This is a genomic window from Bacillus sp. FSL L8-0152, from assembly GCF_038006365.1.
Taxonomy (GTDB): Bacteria; Bacillota; Bacilli; order Bacillales; family Bacillaceae_G; genus Bacillus_A; species Bacillus_A cereus.
This window is the reverse complement of record NZ_JBBOVB010000001.1, coordinates 4,376,074-4,399,878: the sequence shown is the minus strand read 5'-3', so window position 1 is coordinate 4,399,878 and position 23,805 is coordinate 4,376,074. Positions and strand designations below refer to the sequence as shown.

The following is a 23,805-nucleotide window of genomic DNA, read 5'->3' as shown; positions in this document are numbered from 1 at the left end:
GAGGGTGTAAGTTATGAGTCTTCTCGGTCGTTTAAACGATGATATGAAACAAGCGATGAAGAATAAACAAAAAGAAAAATTAACCGTTATTCGTATGGTTAAGGCTGCTTTACAAAATGAAGGTATTAAACTGCAACATACTCTTACTGAAGAAGAGGAAGTAACAGTTTTAGCTCGTGAAGTAAAACAGTATAAGGACTCCCTCCTTGAATTTAAAAAAGCTGGTCGTGAAGACCTTGTTAATAAACTGCAAAGTGAAATTCAGATTTTAAGCGCATATTTGCCAGAGCAATTAACTGAAGAAGAACTAGTTGATGTAATCAAGCAAGTTATTTCTGAAGTTGGTGCGACTTCTAAAGCAGATATGGGTAAGGTGATGACTGCTGTTATGCCGAAAGTAAAAGGTAAAACAGACGGATCACTTGTGAATAAGTTGGTTATCCAGCTATTAGCATAAAAAAACGTCTCATTTCGTATGAGACGTTTTTTTATTGTTCTTATTAAGGAAAAACGCTATATTGCTTAAAAAGCGTTTCTGTAAGTGATAGAAACGCCTCTGGTATGTAAAAAAAGGTAACGGCCTTAGTTATGATTAATCCCACCATAAAAAAAGCTTTTTCGTTTTCTTAATTTCTTCGACTAACTCCTCAATGCTTTCTGTTCCTTGTTCCACTATATCTGGACAAAATTCATACATTTCTTGCGCGAAAGATTGCATTTCTTCGTCTGTAGGTAACGCGCTAAAAATGGCATCAACCCAGTCATGATCTGCACCGATTATGATAAAAGGATAGCGATCATTCCATTTTCTTAGTTTAAAAATAACATCTATATTGCTAACTTCGTAATTAACGCCATTTGTTTGTTGGATTGTAAGGATATCAAATTGGTCATTTCCTTGTGTAATTGCAATTCTACACTCACTCTTACTTCCTTGACTAAAACTTCTTTCGCAAATAAAAGCTAAGTATCCAAGTTTCTTAACCTCAGATTGAAGTTTTATAACTTGCTGTTCAGCAGAATCCTCAAAGGTAACGAAAGAGACTCCGGCTATTTTAGATTTTGAATCAGTTGCATAAAAGGGCTGGATGCTGCTGTTAGTAACTTGTTTTATAACATTCAAAATTTCTTGACTAAATCCAATTTCCTTTCGTATTTCCTCGCTTATTAATTCATTTTTTTGTTTTTTAATGAATCCTAATATTTTTTTGGAATTCATATAACAACCACCTATAAAATATTCTTACTTACACCGCAAAATTCAGAGTGGAGCAATTTCCTTTTTCGGATTTTATCTCATTTGTCTAATGAATGACAACTACTTATTCTATGGTCAGTATGTCACGTCCAGAACGAATTGTAACAGTTTTTTTCAAGTTTCCAACTTCTTGCTAGGCTCAATTTCTTAATTTAACTTGTACTGATATCCCCTGAGGGCGCATATTCTTGTATTAATACTTCTATTATTATGGGTAACATTCTCTGATCCATCATTGTCCTGATAAATATGATTTCATATAGCGACTGTTTTAATTAACATGAGATGAACTCTTACAGAATATAGTTATGTTAGTGAAGTCGTTATAACACGATAGGCACTTGTGAAGAAATACATATATATGGGATGAGGAGGGGGTCTTTCGAGATGAAGAAATTAGAACAAATGAAAAATTGGTTAACAAAACAAGTAGACCTACCAGTGGATGTATTAATGGATCTGCCTCGGATTACTCTTGTTGGGCAAATACATATTTATATAGAAAATCATCGGGGGCTATTAGTGTTTTCAGATAAAGAAGTGCGATTGCTGTTAAAACATGGTCAATTACTAATTAAAGGACAATCCTTTGTTATTAAAACGATTCTTCCAGAAGAGCTTTTGCTCGAAGGGATAATTGAGCAAGTAACATTTTTAGAAAATGAAAAAAAAGGTGATTGAAGTGAAACTTCCATTTGTGAAGTTTTTCTTCTTTATCCTGTAAAAGTTTCGTTGATAGAGACCGATTACAGTTTTAATTTGTTTCATTTTAGTACGAGCTATTTTAATGCTTCAAATAAAAAGTAGTATATCTACTTTTAGAAAGGCAGTGAAGGTGGTAAATGAAAAATAAATGGTTTATAAAGTGGCTTGGATATGTAAAAGTGCGGATTGAAGGTAGAGGAGCGGAACGGTTTGTTAATGAATGTGTACGGAGGAATTTGTTAGTTTGGGATGTTAAGAAAATAGCTGATGAAACGTTAGTTTTTTGTATGTTGTTACGCGATGTGAAAAAAATAAAACCAATTTATAGAAAAAATGAATGTAAATTATATTTTATTGGACGTTATGGTTTTCCTTTTTGGAATAAGCGTTTAATTAAAAATAGTGGATTTTTAATTGGGTTTTTAATTTTCTTTTTTGGCGTGATTGCAATGTCAAATATGGTTTGGAAAATTGAAATTACAGGAGCAAAACCCGAAACAGAATATATATTGATGAAAGAATTGGATAAAATGGGTATTAAAAAAGGGAAACTACAATTTCAAATGCCGAATGTAGAAGATGTACAACGCCATTTGACAGATAATATTAATGCCATTACTTGGGCGGGACTAGAAGTAAGAGGAACGACGTATCATTTTAAAATTGTTGAAAAAAACGAACCAAAAAAAGAAAAGGAACAAAGGCCGCAAAATTTAGTAGCAAAAAAAGAAGCGATTATTACAAAAACGTTTGTAGAAGTTGGAAAGCCGGTTGTACTGAAGAATGATCATGTAGAAAAAGGGCAGATTCTCGTATCGGGAATATATGGTAATGAGGAAAGTCCGACGATTGTTTCAGCGAAAGGTATTGTGTATGGCGAAACGTGGTATACATCTAAGGTAGATGTTCCGCTAAAGACGCAATTCCAAGTGTATACTGGTAATGTATACAATGAACATTTTCTTAAATTCGGGGATACGAAAATAAAAATATGGGGATTTCAGCATGATAAGTATAAACGCTCTCGTACTGAAAGTGTAAAGCATGATGTGAAATTATTTGGTTTTACACTGCCAATTGCATATGAAAAAGATGTTGTGAGAGAAGAGGAAGAAGCGAATCGAGAATATACAGAAAAGCAAGCGCTGAAAGTAGCGAAGGAGATGGCCGAAAAAGAACTAAAGAAAAAATTGGATGAACATGCTATGATTGTAAGTGATAAGATTTTGAGTAAAGAGGTTGAGGCGGATCAACTAAAAGTCACATTGCATTATACTGTGGTTGAAAATATTGCAGAGCCACAACCAATATCCGAATCCGATATTCAAGGAGACTGAGTAATGGCAGAACAATTAGTAGAAATGAACCAACAATTGGAAAATACTAACGAAGCAATCGCTCTTTTTGGAGTCAATGATGCACATTTAAAAGTAATTGAACGAGAACTGAATGTATCGATCGTAACTAGAGGAGAAACTGTTCATGTATCTGGAGCAGTTGAAACGGTGACACTCGTAGAAAAAATCTTACAGCAATTACTTGTTGTAATTCGTAAAAGTATATCAATTTCAGAGAGAGATGTTGCGTATGCAATTCAGCTCGCGCAACAAGGGAAAATTGCTCAATTTGAAGAGTTATATGAAGAAGAAATTTTCAAGACTGCAAAAGGTAAATCCATTCGTGTAAAAACAATGGGGCAAAGAAGATATATTCATGCGATGAAGAAGAATGATATTGTCTTTGGGATAGGGCCTGCAGGAACTGGAAAAACATACTTAGCTGTAGTAATGGCTGTGAGAGCTTTAAAACAAGGATATGTAAAGAAAATTATTTTAACAAGACCTGCTGTAGAAGCTGGAGAAAATTTAGGTTTTTTACCAGGGGATTTGAAAGAGAAGGTAGATCCATACTTACGTCCATTATATGATGCCTTACATGATATTCTTGGACAAGAATATACGCAGCGTATGATGGAGCGAGGAGTAATTGAAATAGCTCCGCTTGCTTATATGAGGGGGCGTACGCTTGATGATTCATTTGTTATTTTAGATGAGGCTCAAAATACAACGGGTGCTCAAATAAAAATGTTTTTAACAAGATTAGGTTTTAGCTCTAAAATGGTTATTACAGGGGACCCTTCACAAGTAGACTTGCCAAAAGGGGTAAAATCAGGGCTATCTATAGCTGCTAATATTTTATCTGGTGTATCAGGTCTGTCATTTATTACATTAGAACAAACGGACGTTGTGAGACATCCATTGGTGCAACGTATTATTGAGGCATATGATAAAATGGAATGATCCTATTTGTCAGGATCATTTCTTTTTGTATGATAAGGTTGGCGAATGTCATATTTTTTACTATCATGAAAGATAAGGAAAATAAACTATAGGTACTGGTGTGTAAAATGTTGCCTCAAAGTATCGTTGGGTAGAAGAAATGAAAGCTATAAATAGTTTCACTTTATTTCTGGAGAGGAGAAGGTATTGAAATCATGTCAAGATCTCAAGAAATTTCTAAGTGGTTTCGTAATTTACAACATTCGAAAAAACTAAGTTGGATTTCTTACGTTGTGTTAGGAGCAGTGCTGTTTTTTGCGCTTATGAATAATGTAAAACCAGAACAATTAGATGTTAATATGTATTCTATTGCGAAAAAGACAATCCATTCTCCTATAAAAATTGAAGATAAAGTTACAACGGATAAAAAGAAAAAAGAAGCCGCTACAAAAGTTGAAGATCAATATACATATAAAAGTGAGTATAAACAAAATAAAGTTGATATTGTGAATGACGTCTTTGCTAAAGTGGATGAAGTGGTGCAAGAGATTAAAGCTGTTGGACCGGATGATCAAAAAAAGATGACTGATGCTGAGAAAGTGGATAAGTTAAAAAAGAAACTACCCGCTGACTTAACGAAAGAATTATCTGATTCAAACTTACTAAATTTGATTAATGCAGATTCGAGCCAATTAGTATTAGCGAAAGATGCTGCGGTCACAGCGATTAATAGTATCATGACTGAGCATATTAAAATGGACGAATTGAAAGATGCGAAAGAACGATATGTAAGTGAGATGAATAGTGTTAATGTTGATAATGGTTTAAAAGAATCAATTAAGGCGCTAGGAAGATATGCAATTTCAGCGAACTATTTTTATGACCCGATCTTAACGAAAGAGAAGAGAAAAGCAGAGGAAGATTTAGTTCCACCTGTTTATATTCTTCAAGGACAAGTTCTTGTTAGAGAAGGTGAAACGATTTCAAGTGATGTGTATAATCAGTTGAAATTAGTTGGTTTGTTAGAAAAAGGGAACGGCTTTCAACCTTATGTTGGATTAGCGGTACTCATTGGTGTATTACTATACTTTATGCATAAACAATTTGAATTATTTTTAAAGAGAAAAAGAGAAGATAGACCGTATGTTTTAGCGTATATTACAATTTTGTCTATCACAATCGTCTTAATGAAAATCATTAGTTTGTTTCAAAAACTTGAATACGCAGGGATTGCATATGTTGTCCCAGTTGCGATGGGAACAATACTTGTAAAACTAATGATTGGTGATCGATTTGTCTTTTTAACGAGTATGATTTTTTCTGTATGCGGAAGTATTATGTTTAATGAAGGAGTAACGAGTACATTAAATTATAGTGTAGGGATTTACGTATTGTTAAGTTCATTATCGGTTAGTATTTTCTTGCGAGAAAAAAATCGTCGTACAATGATTTTACAAGCTGGTATACTCGTTTCTGTATTAAATGTAGTCGTATTAGCGGCGCTCTTATTATTACGTAATGGGAATTTTTCGCCTCTTGAAATTGGTACGCAATTATTAATGGCTTCACTTTCAGGGATTATATCATCCGTTTTGGCTATGGGGATTTTACCATATTTAGAAAGTGGACTTGGAATCGTATCAAGTATGAAGCTTATGGAACTATCAAGTCCAAATCATCCGCTTTTACGCAGAATTTTGTTAGAAGCGCCAGGGACATATCATCATAGTGTAATGGTAGCGAATCTTTCTGAGGCTGCTTGTGAAGCAGTTGGGGCAAATGGTGTATTAGCGCGTGTAGGGGCATATTATCATGATGTAGGAAAAACAGTACAACCGCAATTCTTTATTGAAAACCAAATGGGAATTAAAAACCCGCATGATAAATTAGATCCTGTAACGAGTAAAGATATTATAATTGCTCACGTAACGGATGGAGTAAGAATGCTCGAAGAATATCATATTCCACAAGAAATTATTGATATCGCTGGGCAACATCACGGTACGACGTTACTGAAATATTTTTATTATAAAGCTATTAAAGAAGATAAAGAAAAATATACAGAAGAGATGTTCCGTTATCCAGGTTCAAAAGCAACTTCGAAAGAATCGGCAATTGTTGGTATTGCTGATAGTGTAGAAGCTGCGGTACGTTCTATGAATCACCCAACGCCAGAACAAATTAATAATTTGGTGCAAAGTATTATTAAAGATCGACTGCAAGACGGTCAATTTAGTGAATGTGATTTGACGTTTAAGGAACTACAAATCGTTGGAAAAACGTTGTGTGAAACGTTAAATGGTATTTTCCATTCGCGTATTACATATCCGGAACCTCCGGAAGAAAAGGAGAAAGAATGAGTTTGTTAATTGATTTTATTGATGAAACAGAAGAAGTAAAAGAAGAGTATATGAGTTTAATTCGTGAAGTGTTAGAAAAAGCAGCTCAAATGGAAAATATCGAGGATGGTGCGGAGGTATCGGTGACATTTGTAGATAATGAGCGCATTAGAGAAATTAATCGTGATTACCGAGATAAAGATCAACCTACAGATGTAATATCCTTTGCCATGGAAGAGATGGGAGAAGGAGAAATGGAGATTGTTGGTGCAGAGATGCCGCGCATGTTAGGGGATCTTATTATCTCTATTCCAAGAGCGAAAGAGCAAGCTGAAGAGTACGGACATTCTTTCGATCGTGAACTTGGATTTTTGGCGTTACATGGCTTTTTACATTTACTTGGTTATGATCACATGACAGAAGAAGATGAAAAAGAAATGTTCGGAAGACAAAAAGAAATTTTAGAAGCTTTTGGATTAGGACGATGAAAAAAGGAAAACTTATAGATAGTTTTGGATATGCTATAGCTGGTATATTCTTTTGTTTTCGTCATGAACGAAATATGAAAATCCATTATTTAGCCGCAGTCATTGTTATATGCTGCGGCTTTTATTTCCATATTACGAAAATAGAGTGGATGATATTACTTATTGTAATAGGGAGTGTAATGAGTTTAGAGATGGTAAATACGGCTGTGGAAAAAACGGTAGATTTAGCGACTGCCGATATTCATCCGTTTGCAAAAATTGCAAAGGATGTTGCGGCAGGAGCGGTTTTATTGTTTGCAATTATAGCTGTTATAATTGGTGCTATTATCTTTTTACCGTATATGGTATAGTTGCATTCCGAAGCTTTTATTAAGCTTTGGAAGTGCTGTAAGGGCCTTTAATGAGAGAGTGTATCTCTTCATAGCTGTGAACAGGAAGGATGCGGGAATATGAATAGTAAACAATTAATTCTAGAAGCAATCGAAGCGCGTAAACAAGCGTACGTACCATATTCTAAATTTCAAGTAGGTGCAGCATTATTAACGCGCGGTGGAAAAGTATATCGTGGATGTAATGTTGAGAATGCATCATATGGCTTATGTAATTGTGCTGAAAGAACAGCTTTATTTAAGGCGGTTTCTGAAGGAGATAAAGAATTTGTAGCCATTGCGGTTGTAGCAGATACAAAGCGCCCAGTACCTCCTTGTGGAGCATGTCGACAAGTTATGGTAGAATTATGTAAACAGGATACGAAAGTATACTTATCAAACTTACATGGTGACGTTCAAGAGACGACAGTCGGAGAATTGTTACCAGGAGCATTTTTAGCGGAGGATTTACATGAATAGAAAAGGTTATAAATCAGGTTTTGTCTCTATTATTGGCAGACCGAATGTTGGAAAATCTACATTTTTAAACCGTATTATCGGCCAGAAAATTGCTATTATGAGTGATAAGCCACAAACGACTCGTAATAAAATTCAAGGTGTATATACAGAAAATGATGCACAAGTTATTTTCATTGATACACCAGGAATACATAAACCTAAACATAAATTAGGCGACTTCATGGTAAAGATGGCGCAAACGACATTAAAAGAAGTTGATATTGTTCTGTTTATGGTTAATGCAGTTGAAGGATTTGGTCGTGGTGAGGAATTCATCATTGAGAAATTAAAAGAAACGAAACAACCAGTATTTTTAGTCATTAATAAAATTGACCAACTTCATCCAGAGCAATTACTAGAGTTAATTGATCAATATCGTAAACTACATGAGTTTGCAGAGATTGTACCAATTTCTGCGTTAGACGGTAATAATGTGGACGCTTTAATTGGAACAATTAAAAAGTATTTACCAGAAGGACCACAATACTATCCAGAGAATCAAGTAACGGATCATCCGGAGAGATTTATTATTGCAGAGCTTATTCGTGAGAAAGTACTACATTTAACACGTGAAGAAGTGCCGCATTCTGTGGCTGTTGTTATCGATGCGATTCAAAAGCGTGAGGGCGGGGCAGTTTATATAAATGCAACGATTGTTGTTGAACGTGCATCACAAAAAGGAATCATCATCGGAAAACAAGGGAAAATGTTAAAAGAAGTTGGTAAGCGAGCTCGTTTTGATATTGAAGCGCTACTTGGTTCTAAAGTATTTTTAGAAGTATGGGTAAAAGTGCAAAAAGATTGGCGTAATAAAATGTCTCAGCTTCGTGACCTAGGTTTCCGCGAGGATGAGTACTAAAATAGAGTAAAGTTGTAATCAGTGGATGGTTGGTTCATCCACTGATTATTGGTTTTTTATGAACTTTGATAAATTAGGAAAAATTTTTCTCACATGAAAATGGACAAAATGGGTCAATTTAATAACAACAAAGGAAATTGGTTTATAGGCTACGCTTATTGAGAAAGGTGGATTCTTATGCTAGATTTTACCTGGAAGTTTTTCTCCAAAACAGGAAGCATTGAAACGTACTTGCTTTTGAAAGAAATGGAAAAAGACGTAAACGATGAGATGGATCAACATGAAGAGGAGCTAGCGCATCTAGACTCTCCAATTTCTTGACCCGTTTTGTTCAAACCTTGGATGGTGACGAACATGTTTCAAAAAGTTGAGGGCATCGTTATCCGTACGACAGATTACGGAGAAACGAACAAGATTGTTACAATATTCTCAAGAGAACTTGGTAAGGTAAGTGCAATGGCAAGAGGGGCAAAAAAACCGAAAAGCCGATTAGCATCTGTGTCGCAATTAATGACACATGGCCATTTTCTTATTCAAATGGGATCTGGGCTTGGAACATTGCAACAAGGCGAGATTATTTCAACTATGAAAGAAATTCGCGAGGATATATTTTTAACTGCTTATGCATCATTTATTGTTGAGTTAACTGATAAAGCAACAGAAGATAAAAAACATAATCCGTATTTATTTGAAATGTTATATCAAACGTTGCATTATATGTGTGAGGGTGTTGATCCAGAAGTATTATCATTAATTTATCAAACGAAAATGCTTCCGGTATTAGGGATGCGCCCGTACTTTGATACATGTGCGATTTGTCATCAAGAAACAGACTTTGTCGCCTTCTCCGTAAGGGAAGGCGGTTTTCTGTGCTCACGTCATGCAGAGCAAGACCCATATCGTATACCGGTAGGAGAAGCTGTTCATAAATTATTACGTCTTTTCTTCCATTTCGATTTACATAGGCTCGGAAATGTATCGGTAAAGGATAGCACAAAAAAACAAATGCGTTTAGTATTGAATACATATTATGATGAATATTGCGGAATTTATTTGAAATCAAGACGTTTTTTAGAACAACTTGATAAGTTTCAAATATAATTTTGGGCCGTATACGGTCCTTTTTACATACTTTCTTTTTCGAATAGCATATTTAGTATATAATATTTAAGAGATAGTATAACTTTTTTCGTTGTGCATTAAAGGTGGTGATTATCATAGAGCTGAATAAACGGCAAGAACATATCATTCAGATTGTAAAAGATCACGGTCCTATTACAGGGGAATCAATTGCAGCGCAATTGGGTCTAACACGTGCGACGCTAAGACCAGACTTAGCAATTTTAACGATGGCTGGTTATTTAGAAGCACGTCCACGCGTAGGTTATTTTTATACGGGTAAAACTGGGGGGCAGCTATTATCTGAAGCTGTTAAGAAAATTAAAGTACAAGATTATCAATCTAGACCGGTTGTAATTGATAAAAATGTTTCCGTATACGATGCAATTTGTACGATGTTTTTAGAGGACGTTGGTACATTGTTCGTTGTAGATCAGATGACTCTATTAGTTGGTGTTGTGTCTCGTAAAGATTTATTAAGAGCGAGCTTAGGAAAGCAGGATTTAACCTCTCTTCCGGTTAATATTATCATGACAAGGATGCCAAACATTGCGATGTGTCGTAGAGAGGATTCTTTATATGATATTGCGATGGAATTAATAGAAAGACAGATTGATGCAATGCCAGTTGTAAAAGATACGAAACAAGGTTTAGAAGTGATTGGGCGAATTACAAAAACAAATATTACACGTGCGTTTGTAAATTTAGTAAATAACGAATAAGTGTAATTTGTTTAAAGTGAGGTAATGTAATGGATAATAAAATCGTATATGTCGTATCTGACTCTGTAGGGGAAACGGCTGATTTGGTTGTTCGAGCAGCAATGGGGCAATTCCCGTTTGCTCCTGATATTAGACGTGTACCGTATGTAGAAGATACAGGGACATTAAAAGAAGTGATTTCGATTGCTAAGAGTAATCAAGCACTTATATGTTTTACGTTAGTTAAGCCTGATATGCGCCAGTATTTAGTAACAGAGGCTGCAAAAGAAGGGGTAGAGGCATACGATATTATCGGCCCTCTTATTGATCAAATTGAAGAAATTACGGGGCAAGTGCCGAGATATGAGCCAGGTGTTGTCCGTAGGTTAGATGAAGAATACTTTAAAAAGATTGAAGCGATTGAGTTTGCTGTGAAGTATGATGACGGCAGAGATGCACGAGGTATTTTAAAAGCAGATATCGTGTTGATTGGTGTTTCGCGTACATCAAAAACACCACTTTCCCAATATTTAGCTCATAACAAACGCTTGAAAGTTGCGAATGTACCACTCGTGCCAGAAGTTGACCCACCTGAAGAACTATATCAAGTGGCAAAAGAAAAATGTTTCGGTTTGAAAATTACGCCAGATAAGTTAAATCATATTCGAAAAGAACGATTAAAATCACTTGGATTAAGTGATGGAGCAACATATGCAAATATTAATCGTATTCAAGAAGAAATTGATCACTTTGAGGAAGTAATTAGTAAAATAAATTGCCAAGTAATCGATGTATCGAATAAAGCGATTGAAGAAACAGCAAATATTATTGTGAATGCAGTGCAAAACCAAAAAATGTTTTAGCACATTTACCAAAGGTGAATGTGCTTTTTTCGCTCGTGTGAAATATGATACCTATGGATTTTGTAATAGATCGTAGTGTAATGGTTATACTTATACTCCTTTGTCTTTTAGTATATTCAAGGTGTGAGTTTGTCATCCTGAAATGTAAGCTGAAAAAATAAAGGGATATGTAGCGTAGTTGAAGAAAATATATTATAATAAAAAATTGTGATAAAAACCTATATTTTACGTTTAGACTTTAATTTTTCAGAATAAACTAGGGATAGGATTTACGAAAAAGACATGTAATTACGTTAAATCGACAAAATCTATACAAGAAAACGCACATTATGGAAGGATTCACAGAAGGGATGTAGAATACAGAAATATGCAAAACATCAACAACATATTAGTTGGTGTAGATGTATATCCCGTGAAGGCTGAAATTGTGCAAGTTGGAGCGGAATTTCATGTCGGAATTTTGTTTGTCGCATCATATGCTCATCCTTTAAGGAAATAGCAAGGCAATTGGATCTTTGTAGATACTGAACAAAATGGAGTTGATTGTTACATGGATCAACATGCAAATGTTACAGATCTCAAGATCAAACAGTATATGTGGCTTGCTACTCTTCTTGTAAAAAGGTGTATATGTATTGTTTCTAAGAGATACATTTGTAACAGATGAGCAAATGTATACAATTTTATATAGCAAGTATGTATATGCGATTTATGCAGATAAAGGACCTATAGGAAAGGTTCAAAATCGTTTATACAATGTAATCGGCAACACTTTCTAACAAGTTTAGAAAAATATTGTCGAATTATAAAGGAATTTTTTAATTTATATCGAATACAAAATACGACACGGAGATGGAGTTATGGGGAACAGAATTCCCGAAGAAGTTGTTGAACAGATTCGGACATCATCCGATATTGTAGAAGTGATTGGTGAATACGTTCAACTTAGAAAACAGGGGCGTAACTATTTCGGCCTTTGTCCATTTCATGGTGAGAATTCTCCTTCATTCTCTGTTTCATCTGATAAGCAAATTTTTCATTGCTTCGGATGTGGAGAAGGTGGAAATGTATTTTCCTTTCTAATGAAAATGGAAGGACTGGCTTTTACCGAGGCTGTTCAAAAGCTAGGCGAAAGAAATGGAATTGCGGTTGCAGAGTATACATCAGGGCAAGGACAACAAGAAGACATATCTGATGACACTGTCATCATGCAACAAGCTCATGAATTATTGAAAAAGTATTATCATCATTTATTAGTAAATACGGAAGAGGGAAATGAAGCACTTTCATATTTATTAAACCGTGGTATTACGAAAGAGATGATTGAGAAGTTTGAAATTGGTTATGCATCACCTGCTTGGGATGCAGCGACGAAAATTTTACAAAAAAGAGGTTTATCGCTGTCTAGTATGGAACAAGCTGGCCTTCTAATAAGAAGTGAGAAGGATGGTAGTCATTACGATCGCTTCCGTGGAAGAGTTATGTTCCCGATCTATACGTTACAAGGTAAGGTGATAGCGTTTAGTGGAAGGGCGTTAGGGGATGACACTCCGAAATATTTAAATAGCCCTGAAACACCGATTTTTCACAAAAGTAAATTGTTGTATAACTTCCACCAAGCAAGACCGTTTATTAGAAAGCGTGGGCAAGTGGTTCTTTTTGAAGGATATGCCGATGTACTAGCTGCGGTAAAAAGTGGTGTGGAAGAAGCTGTTGCGACAATGGGAACAGCTTTAACTGAAGAACAAGCAAAACTTCTGCGACGTAACGTTGAAACTGTTGTTCTTTGCTATGATGGTGATAAAGCAGGGCGAGAAGCGACGATGAAAGCAGGGCAATTATTGCTAAAAGTTGGTTGCCAAGTGAAAGTCACATCCTTGCCAGATAAGCTTGATCCTGATGAATATGTGCAACAATATGGGACTACCGCTTTTGAAAATCTTGTGAAATCAAGTGTGAGTTTTGTTGGTTTTAAAATAAATTATTTGCGTTTAGGGAAAAATTTGCAAGATGAGTCTGGCAAAGAAGAATATGTGAAAAGTGTTTTAAAAGAGTTATCGTTGTTACAAGATGCGATGCAGGCAGAGTCATATTTGAAGTCATTATCGCAAGAATTTTCGTATTCAATGGAAACACTTTTGAATCAATTGCACCAATATCGCAAAGAACAAAAGGTACAGCAAAAACAAATAAAGCAGGTTGCTAAACCGTCTCAAGTCGTTCAAACAAAACCGAAGTTAACAGGTTTTGAAAGAGCGGAAAGAGAAATTATTTACCATATGTTGCAAAGTGCAGAAGTAGCTGTTCGTATGGAATCCCATATAGAAGATTTTCATACAGAAGAACATAAAGGGATTTTATATGAACTATACGCATATTATGAAAAGGGAAATGAACCTTCAGTCGGAACATTTTTAAGTTGGCTCTCTGATGAAAAGTTGAAAAATATTATCACTGATATTTCGACGGATGAATTTATTAATCCAGAATACACAGAAGAAGTGTTGCAAGGCCATTTGGAGACGCTTAGACGGCATCAGGAAAAACTTGAAAAGATGGAGATCATCTTTAAAGTGAAACAAATGGAAAAAACAGATCCTGTAGAGGCTGCTAAATATTATGTAGCATATTTACAAAATCAAAAAGCGAGAAAATAGCTTTTTTGATAAAGTTTTAGTATAATGAATGTTTGTATCTCGCGTAAGGAGGGGAACAGATGGCTGACAAACCAGCTCGTTCTAAACAAATTGAAACTGAAATGACCCTTGAGCAAGTGAAAGAACAACTCACTGAGCTCGGAAAAAAACGTGGCGTTCTTACATATGAAGAGATTGCAGAACGCATGAATGGATTTGAAATTGAATCCGATCAAATGGATGAATACTATGAATATTTAGGTGAACAAGGCATTGACTTAGTTGGTGATAATGACAACGAAGAAGGCCCTAATAATCGCCAAATTACAAAAACAGAAGAAGAGTTTGACCTCAATGATTTAAGTGTACCACCTGGGGTTAAAATCAACGATCCTGTTCGTATGTATTTAAAAGAAATTGGTCGTGTAGACTTACTATCTGCAGAAGAAGAAATTCGACTTGCAACGCGTATTGAAGAAGGCGATGAAGAAGCGAAACGTCGTCTTGCAGAAGCAAACTTACGTCTTGTAGTAAGTATTGCAAAGCGCTACGTAGGCCGTGGTATGCTTTTCTTAGACTTAATTCAAGAAGGTAATATGGGTCTAATTAAAGCTGTTGAAAAGTTCGATTATCGTAAAGGTTTCAAATTTAGTACGTATGCAACTTGGTGGATTCGCCAAGCTATTACACGTGCGATTGCGGACCAAGCGCGAACAATTCGTATTCCAGTTCATATGGTTGAAACGATTAATAAGTTAATTCGTGTACAACGTCAATTATTACAAGATTTAGGTCGCGAACCGTCTCCTGAAGAGATTGGTGAAGAAATGGATCTTGCTCCAGAAAAAGTACGTGAAATCTTAAAAATTGCACAGGAGCCAGTTTCTCTTGAAACACCAATTGGTGAAGAAGATGACTCCCATTTAGGTGACTTTATTGAAGACCAAGAAGCAACATCGCCTGCGGACCATGCAGCCTATGAATTGCTAAAAGAACAATTAGAAGATGTGTTAGATACACTAACAGATCGTGAAGAAAATGTTCTGCGTCTTCGTTTCGGTTTAGATGATGGACGAACTCGTACGCTTGAAGAAGTTGGGAAAGTATTCGGCGTAACGAGAGAGCGTATCCGTCAAATTGAAGCAAAAGCACTTCGCAAATTAAGACATCCAAGTCGTAGTAAGCGTCTTAAGGATTTCTTAGAATAGGTTATTTTTTAAGTTTACTTCACCTTTGTGAAGTAAACTTTTTTATTTTGTTAATTTTTGTTAAAATTTAGCTATCGGCAACGATTACAATTTCTTGTAATTTATTTTACAGAATTGTCTTTTGATTTGCAAATGCTCATTTTTCGATTTTTCGATTAATTTTGTTTATTCTATACAAAAATATATGTAGAAAAGCGAAAAATATGATGAGAAACGTTAATAATTATCGAAATAATAAGCTATATGACAATAAAAAACAATAAACTGAATTTATGGAATATTTTTAACAAGTAGTAGTTTTCTCTTTTCTGATAGAGCGTTTTCAAGTACAATGGAAATGACTGAATCATCTAACTATTTAGGGGTATAGAGGGGGGAGAAGAGATATGAAACGTAATCCGCTGATTCCGTTCGCTCTTATTGCAGCATTGGGTATTATCGTTATGTTTGTATTTTCATTTCAGGGGCTAAATAAATCTAAAGAGTTAGCTGATGCAAAAAATGGCGGGAAGCCAGCACAAACAGCATCAAAACCAGAGGATATTGTGAAGCAAAGCTGTACGAGCTGCCACGGTGATCAGTTACAAGGGGCAGTAGGACCTAACTTACAAAAAATTGGTGGGAAACTTTCAAAGGATGAAATTAAAGAAATTCTTTCGAAAGGAAAGGGCAATATGCCTGCTAATATAGTTCCAGCTGATCAAGCCACTAAAGTAGCTGATTGGTTATCGAAGAAAAAATAAAGTTCCGTATGACAAGTCTTTTGCTTATGCAAAGGGCTTGTTTTTCTATATTTTCTAAAATACGATGAATGATAGAGAAGTGAATTGTTGTTATAGGCTTGCAACAACTACTATAAATTCATTATCATGGAGACAGACTGACAAGAGAAGGAGTAATGGAAATACATGAATGAAGTAAAGCTTTCAAAACGATTAGAAGAAGTTGTGCGTGAAATACCGGTAGGATCTACAGTTGCTGATATTGGATCGGATCATGCTTATTTACCGTGTTATACAATTATAAATAATATTGCTACAAAAGCAGTTGCTGGAGAGGTTGTAGATGGACCGTTTCGCTCTGCACAAGCAACTGTAGCTGAAAGTGGCTTGCAAGATAAAGTAGATGTGCGTAAAGGGAATGGATTAGCTGTTATAGCGCCAGGAGAAGTAGATGTAATTACGGTTGCTGGAATGGGCGGAGCGTTAATTCGTGACATTTTAGAAAGTGGTAAAGAAAAATTAGAAGGTGTAACACGTTTAATTTTACAGCCGAATATTGCAGCACATCATATTCGTGAATGGTTTGTTGAAAATGGTTGGGAGCTTATCCATGAAAAAATCGTAAAAGAAGATGGGAAAATTTACGAGATTTTAGTAGGAGAGCGAGGAAATGTCGAAGCACCTTACTCGGAAAATAAACAAGCGGGATTGTTTATGGGGCCATTTTTAATAAAAGAAAAAAGTGAAGCTTTCGTTGAAAAATGGGAAGGGGAATTGAAAAATTTCCAAAATATTTTAAAACAGTTAGAACGTGCGGCTAATTCTGAAGAAACAAAAGCGAAACGTGCAGAAGTAGAAGCGAAAATGAAAATGATAGGGGAGATTTTATCATGAGTAAAATTCCAAACGGCCATGAAATTATTTCTTTATTTGAAAGTATGTATCCGAAGCATCTGGCGATGGAAGGAGATAAAATTGGTCTGCAGATTGGAGCGCTTAATAAATCTGTACAACACGTATTAATTGCATTAGATGTAACGGAGGAAGTTGTGGAGGAAGCGATTCAATTAGGGGCGAATGTCATTATCGCGCATCATCCTTTAATTTTTAATCCGTTAAAAGCGATTCATACAGATAAAGCGTACGGAAGAATTATTGAAACGTGTATTAAAAATGATATTGCCATTTATGCAGCGCATACAAATGTGGATGTTGCCAAGGGCGGGGTAAATGATTTACTTGCTGAGGCGTTAGGGTTGCAAAATACAGAAGTTTTGGCACCGACATATGCAGAAGAAATGAAAAAAGTTGTTGTGTTTGTGCCAGTAACTCATGCAGAGGAAGTACGAAAAGCATTAGGAGACGCAGGTGCTGGTCATATCGGCAATTATAGCCACTGTACGTTTAGTAGCGAGGGTACAGGTACGTTTGTACCTCAAGAGGGGACAAATCCTTATGTAGGGGAAACTGGACAGTTAGAGCGCGTAGAAGAAGTGCGGATCGAAACGGTTATTCCAGTTTCACTACAACGAAAAGTGATTAAAGCAATGGTAACGGCACATCCATATGAAGAAGTAGCGTATGATGTGTATCCACTTGATAACAAAGGCGAAACATTAGGGCTTGGGAAAATAGGATACTTAAAAGAAGAAATGACACTTGGACAGTTTGCAGAACATGTAAAGCAATCATTAGATGTAAAGGGTGCACGAGTTGTTGGGAAATTAGATGATAAAGTGCGCAAAGTAGCTGTACTTGGTGGTGATGGTAACAAATACATCAATCAAGCTAAATTTAAAGGAGCAGATGTATATGTAACAGGTGACATGTATTATCATGTTGCTCATGATGCGATGATGCTCGGTTTAAATATAGTTGACCCAGGACATAACGTTGAAAAAGTAATGAAGCAAGGTGTACAAAAGCAATTACAAGAAAAAGTGGATGCAAAGAAACTCAATGTACACATTCATGCTTCGCAATTACATACAGATCCATTTACATTTGTATAAGAAAAATAAAAACCGTTGCTCATATAGGCAACGGTTTTTATTATTGTTCTTTTTTCACTTTTACACGGGGTAATATTTTTTGTAACGGTACTTTTCGAACTCTCTCCCATGTAGCGGGATTCATTGGGTCATATTGATCTAAGAAAGCGATAACTTCTTTTGTAATTGGAGTTGGAGTAGAAGCACCTGCTGTAACAGCTACGTTTTCTACACCTTGTAGCCACTCTAATTTAATCTCACTTACGTCTGCAACGCGGTATGCTTTCGTACCAGCAATTTCTTGTGACACTTGTGCTAAACGGTTTGAGTTGTTACTTTTCGGATCACCGACAACAATTGTTAAGTCTGCAACATCAGCTTGTTTAGCGACAGCTTCTTGGCGAACTTGAGTTGCTAAACAAATTTCTTTATGGAATTCTGCTGTTGGGAATTTTTTTTGAATGTCCTCCATTAAATGTTGAACATCCCATTGACTCATCGTTGTTTGATTCGTTACTAAAATTTTATCTGTTGGGATTTCTAATGTTTTTAAATCATCGGCTTTTTCGATAAGGTGAACGATGTCAGGTGCAATACCAACTGCGCCTTCTGGCTCTGGATGATTTTTTTTACCGATATAAATGACATGATACCCTTCCGCTTTCTTAGCTTCGATAAGGTCATGTGTCTTGGTAACATCTGGACAAGTGGCATCGATTGTTGTTAAACCTTTTTCTTTTGCGCGTTGTTTAACTTCTGGAGAAACACCGTGTGCAGTGAAAATAACAGTACCAGAATCAATTTTATCTAAAATTTCTAAGCGACTTGGACCGTCTAATGTGATGATTCCATCTTCTTCAAAAGCGTCTGTAACATGTTTATTGTGAACAATCATACCTAAAATATAAATGGGTCTCGGCAATGATTTATCTAATGCGGCGTTACGTGCAATTACCATTGCATCGACAACACCGTAGCAATAACCACGAGGGGAAATTTTAACAATTTTCATATGAGTAATCCTCTCCTTCTAAACAAGGGATACTTTTGTGCATAGTCTTTTACATTATAAAGGAGGAGTGGATAGAAAACAAAGGATTGTTACACATATAGTTTTGGTTTTGTTGCTGTTTTTTGAACAGGCTCCTCTCGTAATTCTTTTTCTATGACTGGCTCAATCACTATTTTTTTTCTTTTTCTTTTTTTTTGTGGAGGAGGTGGAGTTGCTACCTCAACCTTTTCTGTTATGTCTTCAGCCTGATTTTTAGTTGAATCTTCTTCCGTACTTTTTCCAGAGGTGAGGATTTTAACAATGCTTGGTAGGTTACGCATAATAGGGCCGTACTGTTCGACGACAGGGCTTACAGATTGAACGACTTGGGATACTTTTTCTATATTGTTTATCATATTAGTTGGATTCGAAATTAAATTCGCAAAAAAACTGCCGATGCCGCTACTGGATGCTGCTGTAGTTGTTGCACCGCCGCGCGTTTCGTTTGATTCGTACATTTGAGGGGGAATCATTTGCTCTGGATGCTGCTGCATGTATGGTTGATATTGCTGTGAGTACTGCTGTGGGTATTGCTGTTGATATTGGGGTTGATATTGTTGCCGATATTGAGGTGGCGGTTGCTGGTGCTGGTGCTGGTGCATCATTGGTGGCGGTCCTTCCATTTGTCGATAAGGCGGAACCATTTGCATGTAAGGTTCGGTTGGATCGTGTTTTTTAAAGAGTTTAGCAAGGAACCCTTTCTTTTTTTGTGCCATTGGTGGTAGTTGTGGAATTGGATATGGTGTATAAGGTTGCTGCCCTTGATTTGGATACATTTGTCTTGTAGGGGATTTTGGAAACATGTGAGAAATCCTCCTTTCTTCAGTTAGGTATATACACATACAATATGCAATAAGGGGGAAGAAGGTTAGTTTTTGAAGGGAAAACCTAAACTAAAGATGGATTTTACTTGTAGATTTCGATATAATGTAGACTTGACTGATTTGTGCGCGCAGTAGAAATTTAGAAAGAAGGTGTAACTTATGACACAACAAACTTTTACACAGTATGATTTTAAACCATTTTTAATAGATGCAGTTCGTGAACTACGCTTTACAGAGCCGACAGGAATTCAGCAGAAAATTTTCCCGGTCGTGAAAAAAGGTGTAAGTGTAATTGGACAATCCCAAACAGGTTCTGGGAAAACACATGCATACTTACTTCCTACATTGAACAGAATTAATGCAAGCCGTGAAGAAGTACAACTTGTTATTACAGCACCTACTCGTGAGTTAGCACAACAAATTTACGAAGAGATTGTGAAATTAACAAAATTCTGTGCGGAAGATCAAATGATTACAGCGCGTTGTTTAATTGGTGGAACTGATAAACAACGTTCAATTGAAAAGTTGAAAAAACAACCTCATATCGTAGTCGGGACACCAGGACGTATTAAAGACTTAGTAGAAGAACAAGCATTATTTGTTCATAAAGCAAATACGATTATTGTCGATGAAGCTGACTTAATGCTTGATATGGGATTCATTCACGATGTAGATAAAATTGCAGCACGCATGCCTAAAAACTTGCAAATGCTAGTTTTCTCTGCAACAATTCCTCAAAAACTAAAACCGTTTCTGAAGAAATATATGGAGAATCCAGAGCATATTCATATCAATCCAAAACAAGTTGCAGCTGGAAACATTGAACACTATTTAGTGCCTTCTAAACATCGTAATAAAATTGATTTAGTGAATAAAATGCTACTTCAATTTAAACCGTATTTAGCAGTTGTTTTCACGAATACGAAAAAAATGGCAGATCAAGTTGCTGATGGATTAATGGAACGCGGCTTAAAAGTTGGACGAATTCACGGGGATTTATCACCACGTGATCGTAAAAAAATGATGAAACAAATTCGTGACCTTGAATTCCAATATATTGTTGCGACTGATTTAGCAGCACGTGGTATTGATATTGAAGGAATTAGCCATGTTATTAACTATGAGCTACCATCAGATTTAGATTTCTTCGTTCACCGCGTTGGAAGAACAGCACGTGCGGGGCATTCTGGTATTGCAGTGACGATTTATGATCCAGCAAACGAAGAAGCATTAGATAGCTTAGAAAAACAACGTCATATCGAGTTTAAACATGTAGATTTACGCGGAGATGAGTGGGCAGATTTAGGTGAGCGTCGTCGTCGTAAGAGCCGTAAAAAACCAAATGACGAACTTGATGTTATGGCAACGAAAGTTATTAAAAAACCGAAAAAAGTAAAACCAAACTATAAACGTAAACTTGCAACAGAACGTGACAAAGTGAAGAGAAAATATAGCAATAAAAAAAGATAAGGGGTTTCCCTTATCTTTTTTTAATCCCGCTAATTTAAATGAAGAGTATAGTCTGTTTAAATACTCATATAAATTTGTGTAGTGCGTCTTTTATGAACAAACAATTCACTACATATTTCTACAAATTATGCTATCATTATATCTATTGTATATTGAAGAGGTGATTGTATGTTAAAGATTGGATCTCATGTTTCCATGAGTGGTAAGAACATGTTATTAGCAGCAAGTGAAGAGGCTGTTTCATACGGTGCAACAACGTTTATGATTTATACAGGTGCACCGCAAAATACACGAAGAAAACCAATTGAAGAATTGAACATAGAAGCAGGAAGAAAACATATGGAGCTGAATGGTATTGAGGAAATTATCGTCCATGCGCCGTATATTATTAATGTTGGGAATACGACGAAGCCAGAAACATTCCAATTAGGTGTAGACTTCCTTCGTATGGAAATTGAAAGAACATCGGCATTAGGTGTAGCGAAACAAATTGTTCTTCACCCAGGAGCGCACGTTGGTGCTGGAGCAGATGCTGGTATTCAACAAATTATTAAAGGGCTTAATGAAGTACTAACGCCAGAACAGACGGTTAACATTGCGTTAGAGACGATGGCAGGAAAAGGAACAGAATGTGGTCGTAGCTTTGAAGAAATTGCAAAGATCATTGATGGCGTAAAATATAATGAAAAGCTATCTGTATGCTTTGATACGTGTCATACGCACGATGCAGGATATGATATTGTAAATGACTTTGACGGTGTATTAAACGAATTTGATAAGATCGTTGGTATAGATCGTTTACAAGTACTTCATATTAATGATAGTAAAAATGTACGCGGAGCAGGAAAAGACCGTCATGAAAACATCGGATTTGGTCACATTGGGTATAAAGCATTGCATCACATTGTACATCATCCACAGTTAATGCATGTACCAAAAATTCTTGAAACACCGTATGTAGGGGAAGATAAAAAAGATAAGAAGCCACCATACAAATTGGAAATCGAAATGCTGAAAAACGGTACTTTTGATGAAGGGCTTCTTGAAAAAATTAAAGCGCAATAAGGAGGGGATTTCCCCTCCTTATTTTAGTAATTGCTGAAATAATGTATTTACTTGTTGGGCAGTGGCAGGGGAAGTTACTTTTGCAATCTGTTTTAAGAGCTCTAGTCGCTCGTTGTTATCGTAAATATTAATATTTTTACCTTTCATAAGTAAAACGATTTGGTCAGCTTGTGCAGTCGTAATAGAAACTTCATATTCTTTGCTATATTTTAATAACTCTTTTGTAGAAATATGATTTAATTTTTTATTAACAATTTGTTTAATGAGGTTCATCTTGTTATCCTCCTTCAGGCGTTCTTCTATCGAAATATATGAGCATATAGCTTGTACATATTCGTATAGAGTTTCTTTTTTCATGAGGAAAAGAAGCGTATGTTATAATATAAGGACAAAACTACAGAAAAAGAGTAAAGGGAGGACCTATGGAGCAAAAGCAACATCGAAAAGAAAGTGTTATTCATCTCATTTATCGTTTAGTTATGATTATTTTTGGGGCAGCATGCGCAGCGGTAGCGATTGAACTATTTTTAATGCCAAATAAAATTATTGATGGTGGAATTATTGGTATTTCTCTTATATTAGATTACCTTACTCCTAATATTTGGTGGTTAAGTTTTTCTACTTTAGTCGTTGTTCTCAATATCCCATTTATGTATTCGGGTTATAAGCAAATTGGAAAAACATTCATGTTATCTTCGGCATTTGGTATTGTAGCGTTAGCATTCATTGAGTCAACGTTACATGCGGTGCCACCGTTTACAACAGAGCCTATTTTAGCGACTGTGTTTGGTGGTCTTATTTTAGGTCTTGGTGTAGGACTTGTAATTCGTCATGGTGGATCGTTAGATGGAACTGAAATTATGGGGATTTTATTAACGAAGAAATTACCGTTCTCTGTTGGTGAATTCGTAATGTTTGTGAACTTATTTATTTTTGCATGGGCAGCATTTGTGTTTGGTGTGGAACAAGCGATGTATTCTGTTATGACGTACTATATTGCATTTAAAACGATCGATACAGTAATTCAAGGGCTAGATGAAACGAAAGCAGTTTTAATTGTATCTGATCAATATGAGGAAGTATCAAATGCGATTTTACATCGACTCGGCCGTGGAACTACAAAGCTTGTAGCAAAAGGTGGTTATACAGATAAAGAAAAAGAAGTTATTTATGCAGTTGTAACGCGTCTAGAAGTGACGAAGTTAAAGTCAATTGTGCATGAAATTGATGAAAATGCGTTTGTTACGATTATGAGCACGCAAGAGACAAATGGTGGTAAGTTTAAATCGGCTATTCACTAAACGTATATAGGAATATTTTTCGAAAGCAGAGAATTTTTC

At 35.9% G+C, this 23,805-nt stretch carries 27 protein-coding genes; 23 read left to right on the top strand and 4 right to left on the bottom strand.

Annotated elements, in window-relative coordinates; genetic code table 11:
- Positions 1–13: 13 nt before the first annotated feature.
- Positions 14–457 (top strand): GatB/YqeY domain-containing protein, encoded by a 444-nt coding sequence (locus MHH27_RS22170; RefSeq protein ID WP_000054582.1) that lies wholly within the window; start codon positions 14–16, stop codon positions 455–457.
- Positions 458–592: 135 nt separating this feature from the next.
- Here the strand turns inward: MHH27_RS22170 and MHH27_RS22165 are convergent, their stop codons facing one another.
- Complete coding sequence (locus MHH27_RS22165) at positions 593–1,219, bottom strand: DUF4253 domain-containing protein (protein WP_340944070.1); 627 nt, start codon at positions 1,217–1,219, stop codon at positions 593–595.
- A gap of 426 nt (positions 1,220–1,645) precedes the next feature.
- On the opposite strand from MHH27_RS22165, the gene yqfC reads away from it, so the two are divergent.
- From yqfC to MHH27_RS22070, 19 genes are all read left to right on the top strand, one after another.
- Positions 1,646–1,939, top strand: a complete 294-nt coding sequence (gene yqfC, locus MHH27_RS22160) for a sporulation protein YqfC (RefSeq protein ID WP_000732269.1) — start codon at positions 1,646–1,648, stop codon at positions 1,937–1,939.
- A gap of 161 nt (positions 1,940–2,100) precedes the next feature.
- Positions 2,101–3,300 carry a sporulation protein YqfD gene (gene yqfD, locus MHH27_RS22155; RefSeq protein WP_000792498.1) on the top strand — a complete coding sequence of 400 codons (1,200 nt, stop codon included), beginning with the start codon at positions 2,101–2,103 and terminating at the stop codon, positions 3,298–3,300.
- Between the two features lie 3 nt (positions 3,301–3,303).
- Positions 3,304–4,263 (top strand): PhoH family protein, encoded by a 960-nt coding sequence (locus MHH27_RS22150; RefSeq protein ID WP_000840520.1) that lies wholly within the window; start codon positions 3,304–3,306, stop codon positions 4,261–4,263.
- Between the two features lie 194 nt (positions 4,264–4,457).
- Positions 4,458–6,602 carry an HD family phosphohydrolase gene (locus tag MHH27_RS22145; RefSeq protein ID WP_000091513.1) on the top strand — a complete coding sequence of 715 codons (2,145 nt, stop codon included), beginning with the start codon at positions 4,458–4,460 and terminating at the stop codon, positions 6,600–6,602.
- Positions 6,599–7,069 (top strand): rRNA maturation RNase YbeY, encoded by a 471-nt coding sequence (ybeY, locus tag MHH27_RS22140; RefSeq protein WP_000054684.1) that lies wholly within the window; start codon positions 6,599–6,601, stop codon positions 7,067–7,069. The genes MHH27_RS22145 and ybeY overlap by 4 nt, the downstream gene beginning before the upstream one ends.
- Positions 7,066–7,419, top strand: a complete 354-nt coding sequence (locus MHH27_RS22135; protein ID WP_000715464.1) for a diacylglycerol kinase family protein — start codon at positions 7,066–7,068, stop codon at positions 7,417–7,419. The genes ybeY and MHH27_RS22135 overlap by 4 nt, the downstream gene beginning before the upstream one ends.
- A 99-nt stretch (positions 7,420–7,518) precedes the next feature.
- Positions 7,519–7,917 (top strand): cytidine deaminase, encoded by a 399-nt coding sequence (locus MHH27_RS22130; RefSeq protein WP_001086285.1) that lies wholly within the window; start codon positions 7,519–7,521, stop codon positions 7,915–7,917.
- Positions 7,910–8,815, top strand: coding sequence for a GTPase Era (era, locus tag MHH27_RS22125; protein WP_001080230.1), 906 nt, complete (start codon positions 7,910–7,912; stop codon positions 8,813–8,815). The genes MHH27_RS22130 and era overlap by 8 nt, the downstream gene beginning before the upstream one ends.
- A 177-nt stretch (positions 8,816–8,992) precedes the next feature.
- A complete protein-coding gene (locus MHH27_RS22120; RefSeq protein ID WP_000883924.1) occupies positions 8,993–9,136 on the top strand; it encodes a YqzL family protein in 144 nt (47 codons plus the stop codon).
- Positions 9,137–9,169: 33 nt separating this feature from the next.
- Positions 9,170–9,916, top strand: a complete 747-nt coding sequence (gene recO / locus MHH27_RS22115; RefSeq protein WP_000487009.1) for a DNA repair protein RecO — start codon at positions 9,170–9,172, stop codon at positions 9,914–9,916.
- Between the two features lie 107 nt (positions 9,917–10,023).
- Entirely contained in the window at positions 10,024–10,656 is a 633-nt protein-coding gene (locus MHH27_RS22110) for a helix-turn-helix transcriptional regulator (protein WP_000583756.1), read from the top strand.
- Positions 10,657–10,685: 29 nt separating this feature from the next.
- Positions 10,686–11,498 (top strand): pyruvate, water dikinase regulatory protein, encoded by an 813-nt coding sequence (locus MHH27_RS22105; protein WP_000368944.1) that lies wholly within the window; start codon positions 10,686–10,688, stop codon positions 11,496–11,498.
- A gap of 367 nt (positions 11,499–11,865) precedes the next feature.
- On the top strand, positions 11,866–11,997 hold the full coding sequence (locus MHH27_RS22100) for a hypothetical protein (protein ID WP_002024806.1): 132 nt from the start codon (positions 11,866–11,868) through the stop codon (positions 11,995–11,997).
- Positions 11,998–12,133: 136 nt separating this feature from the next.
- Positions 12,134–12,277, top strand: a complete 144-nt coding sequence (locus MHH27_RS22095) for a hypothetical protein (RefSeq protein ID WP_000479733.1) — start codon at positions 12,134–12,136, stop codon at positions 12,275–12,277.
- Between the two features lie 81 nt (positions 12,278–12,358).
- Positions 12,359–14,155, top strand: a complete 1,797-nt coding sequence (gene dnaG, locus MHH27_RS22090; protein WP_000528221.1) for a DNA primase — start codon at positions 12,359–12,361, stop codon at positions 14,153–14,155.
- Positions 14,156–14,214: 59 nt separating this feature from the next.
- The gene (gene rpoD / locus MHH27_RS22085; protein ID WP_000764066.1) at positions 14,215–15,342 is read left to right on the top strand and encodes an RNA polymerase sigma factor RpoD; all 1,128 of its coding nucleotides are present in this window, start codon (positions 14,215–14,217) and stop codon (positions 15,340–15,342) included.
- Between the two features lie 386 nt (positions 15,343–15,728).
- On the top strand, positions 15,729–16,085 hold the full coding sequence (cccA, locus tag MHH27_RS22080; protein WP_000828142.1) for a cytochrome c550: 357 nt from the start codon (positions 15,729–15,731) through the stop codon (positions 16,083–16,085).
- Positions 16,086–16,250: 165 nt separating this feature from the next.
- Positions 16,251–16,958, top strand: a complete 708-nt coding sequence (locus MHH27_RS22075) for a tRNA (adenine(22)-N(1))-methyltransferase (protein WP_001006547.1) — start codon at positions 16,251–16,253, stop codon at positions 16,956–16,958.
- A complete protein-coding gene (locus MHH27_RS22070; protein ID WP_090977054.1) occupies positions 16,955–18,076 on the top strand; it encodes a Nif3-like dinuclear metal center hexameric protein in 1,122 nt (373 codons plus the stop codon). The genes MHH27_RS22075 and MHH27_RS22070 overlap by 4 nt, the downstream gene beginning before the upstream one ends.
- A 40-nt stretch (positions 18,077–18,116) precedes the next feature.
- Here MHH27_RS22070 and MHH27_RS22065 read toward each other — a convergent pair whose 3' ends face one another.
- Entirely contained in the window at positions 18,117–19,067 is a 951-nt protein-coding gene (locus MHH27_RS22065) for a 4-hydroxy-3-methylbut-2-enyl diphosphate reductase (protein ID WP_000706657.1), read from the bottom strand.
- An 89-nt stretch (positions 19,068–19,156) separates the two neighbouring features.
- Positions 19,157–19,909, bottom strand: a complete 753-nt coding sequence (gene vrrA / locus MHH27_RS22060) for a VrrA/YqfQ family protein (protein ID WP_065485287.1) — start codon at positions 19,907–19,909, stop codon at positions 19,157–19,159.
- 180 nt (positions 19,910–20,089) lie between these two features.
- Here vrrA and MHH27_RS22055 point away from each other — a divergent pair, with 180 nt between their 5' ends.
- Together MHH27_RS22055 and MHH27_RS22050 are read left to right on the top strand one after the other, a co-directional pair.
- Positions 20,090–21,400: a DEAD/DEAH box helicase gene (locus MHH27_RS22055; protein ID WP_000194023.1), complete on the top strand. Its 1,311-nt coding sequence runs from the start codon at positions 20,090–20,092 to the stop codon at positions 21,398–21,400.
- Between the two features lie 168 nt (positions 21,401–21,568).
- A complete protein-coding gene (locus MHH27_RS22050; protein ID WP_000912471.1) occupies positions 21,569–22,465 on the top strand; it encodes a deoxyribonuclease IV in 897 nt (298 codons plus the stop codon).
- An 18-nt stretch (positions 22,466–22,483) separates the two neighbouring features.
- Here MHH27_RS22050 and MHH27_RS22045 read toward each other — a convergent pair whose 3' ends face one another.
- On the bottom strand, positions 22,484–22,738 hold the full coding sequence (locus MHH27_RS22045) for a DUF2624 domain-containing protein (RefSeq protein WP_001048958.1): 255 nt from the start codon (positions 22,736–22,738) through the stop codon (positions 22,484–22,486).
- A gap of 149 nt (positions 22,739–22,887) precedes the next feature.
- On the opposite strand from MHH27_RS22045, the gene MHH27_RS22040 reads away from it, so the two are divergent.
- Positions 22,888–23,766, top strand: coding sequence for a YitT family protein (locus MHH27_RS22040; protein ID WP_000435960.1), 879 nt, complete (start codon positions 22,888–22,890; stop codon positions 23,764–23,766).
- The last annotated feature ends 39 nt before the right edge of the window (positions 23,767–23,805 follow it).

What these genes read in the sequence shown, in the direction of transcription:
- MHH27_RS22170 (WP_000054582.1), top strand. Translation starts at nt 14, where the DNA reads ATGAGTCTTCTCGGTCGTTTAAACGATGATATGAAACAAGCGATGAAG.
- MHH27_RS22145 (WP_000091513.1), top strand. Translation starts at nt 4,458, where the DNA reads ATGTCAAGATCTCAAGAAATTTCTAAGTGGTTTCGTAATTTACAACAT.
- MHH27_RS22065 (WP_000706657.1), bottom strand. Translation starts at nt 19,067, where the DNA reads ATGAAAATTGTTAAAATTTCCCCTCGTGGTTATTGCTACGGTGTTGTC.
- MHH27_RS22075 (WP_001006547.1), top strand. Translation starts at nt 16,251, where the DNA reads ATGAATGAAGTAAAGCTTTCAAAACGATTAGAAGAAGTTGTGCGTGAA.
- MHH27_RS22040 (WP_000435960.1), top strand. Translation starts at nt 22,888, where the DNA reads ATGGAGCAAAAGCAACATCGAAAAGAAAGTGTTATTCATCTCATTTAT.
- MHH27_RS22165 (WP_340944070.1), bottom strand. Translation starts at nt 1,219, where the DNA reads ATGAATTCCAAAAAAATATTAGGATTCATTAAAAAACAAAAAAATGAA.
- MHH27_RS22150 (WP_000840520.1), top strand. Translation starts at nt 3,304, where the DNA reads ATGGCAGAACAATTAGTAGAAATGAACCAACAATTGGAAAATACTAAC.
- cccA (WP_000828142.1), top strand. Translation starts at nt 15,729, where the DNA reads ATGAAACGTAATCCGCTGATTCCGTTCGCTCTTATTGCAGCATTGGGT.
- ybeY (WP_000054684.1), top strand. Translation starts at nt 6,599, where the DNA reads ATGAGTTTGTTAATTGATTTTATTGATGAAACAGAAGAAGTAAAAGAA.
- MHH27_RS22130 (WP_001086285.1), top strand. Translation starts at nt 7,519, where the DNA reads ATGAATAGTAAACAATTAATTCTAGAAGCAATCGAAGCGCGTAAACAA.
- MHH27_RS22100 (WP_002024806.1), top strand. Translation starts at nt 11,866, where the DNA reads ATGCAAAACATCAACAACATATTAGTTGGTGTAGATGTATATCCCGTG.
- dnaG (WP_000528221.1), top strand. Translation starts at nt 12,359, where the DNA reads ATGGGGAACAGAATTCCCGAAGAAGTTGTTGAACAGATTCGGACATCA.
- MHH27_RS22055 (WP_000194023.1), top strand. Translation starts at nt 20,090, where the DNA reads ATGACACAACAAACTTTTACACAGTATGATTTTAAACCATTTTTAATA.
- yqfC (WP_000732269.1), top strand. Translation starts at nt 1,646, where the DNA reads ATGAAGAAATTAGAACAAATGAAAAATTGGTTAACAAAACAAGTAGAC.
- MHH27_RS22045 (WP_001048958.1), bottom strand. Translation starts at nt 22,738, where the DNA reads ATGAACCTCATTAAACAAATTGTTAATAAAAAATTAAATCATATTTCT.
- vrrA (WP_065485287.1), bottom strand. Translation starts at nt 19,909, where the DNA reads ATGTTTCCAAAATCCCCTACAAGACAAATGTATCCAAATCAAGGGCAG.
- MHH27_RS22120 (WP_000883924.1), top strand. Translation starts at nt 8,993, where the DNA reads ATGCTAGATTTTACCTGGAAGTTTTTCTCCAAAACAGGAAGCATTGAA.
- MHH27_RS22105 (WP_000368944.1), top strand. Translation starts at nt 10,686, where the DNA reads ATGGATAATAAAATCGTATATGTCGTATCTGACTCTGTAGGGGAAACG.
- rpoD (WP_000764066.1), top strand. Translation starts at nt 14,215, where the DNA reads ATGGCTGACAAACCAGCTCGTTCTAAACAAATTGAAACTGAAATGACC.
- MHH27_RS22070 (WP_090977054.1), top strand. Translation starts at nt 16,955, where the DNA reads ATGAGTAAAATTCCAAACGGCCATGAAATTATTTCTTTATTTGAAAGT.
- MHH27_RS22135 (WP_000715464.1), top strand. Translation starts at nt 7,066, where the DNA reads ATGAAAAAAGGAAAACTTATAGATAGTTTTGGATATGCTATAGCTGGT.
- yqfD (WP_000792498.1), top strand. Translation starts at nt 2,101, where the DNA reads ATGAAAAATAAATGGTTTATAAAGTGGCTTGGATATGTAAAAGTGCGG.
- era (WP_001080230.1), top strand. Translation starts at nt 7,910, where the DNA reads ATGAATAGAAAAGGTTATAAATCAGGTTTTGTCTCTATTATTGGCAGA.
- MHH27_RS22050 (WP_000912471.1), top strand. Translation starts at nt 21,569, where the DNA reads ATGTTAAAGATTGGATCTCATGTTTCCATGAGTGGTAAGAACATGTTA.
- recO (WP_000487009.1), top strand. Translation starts at nt 9,170, where the DNA reads ATGTTTCAAAAAGTTGAGGGCATCGTTATCCGTACGACAGATTACGGA.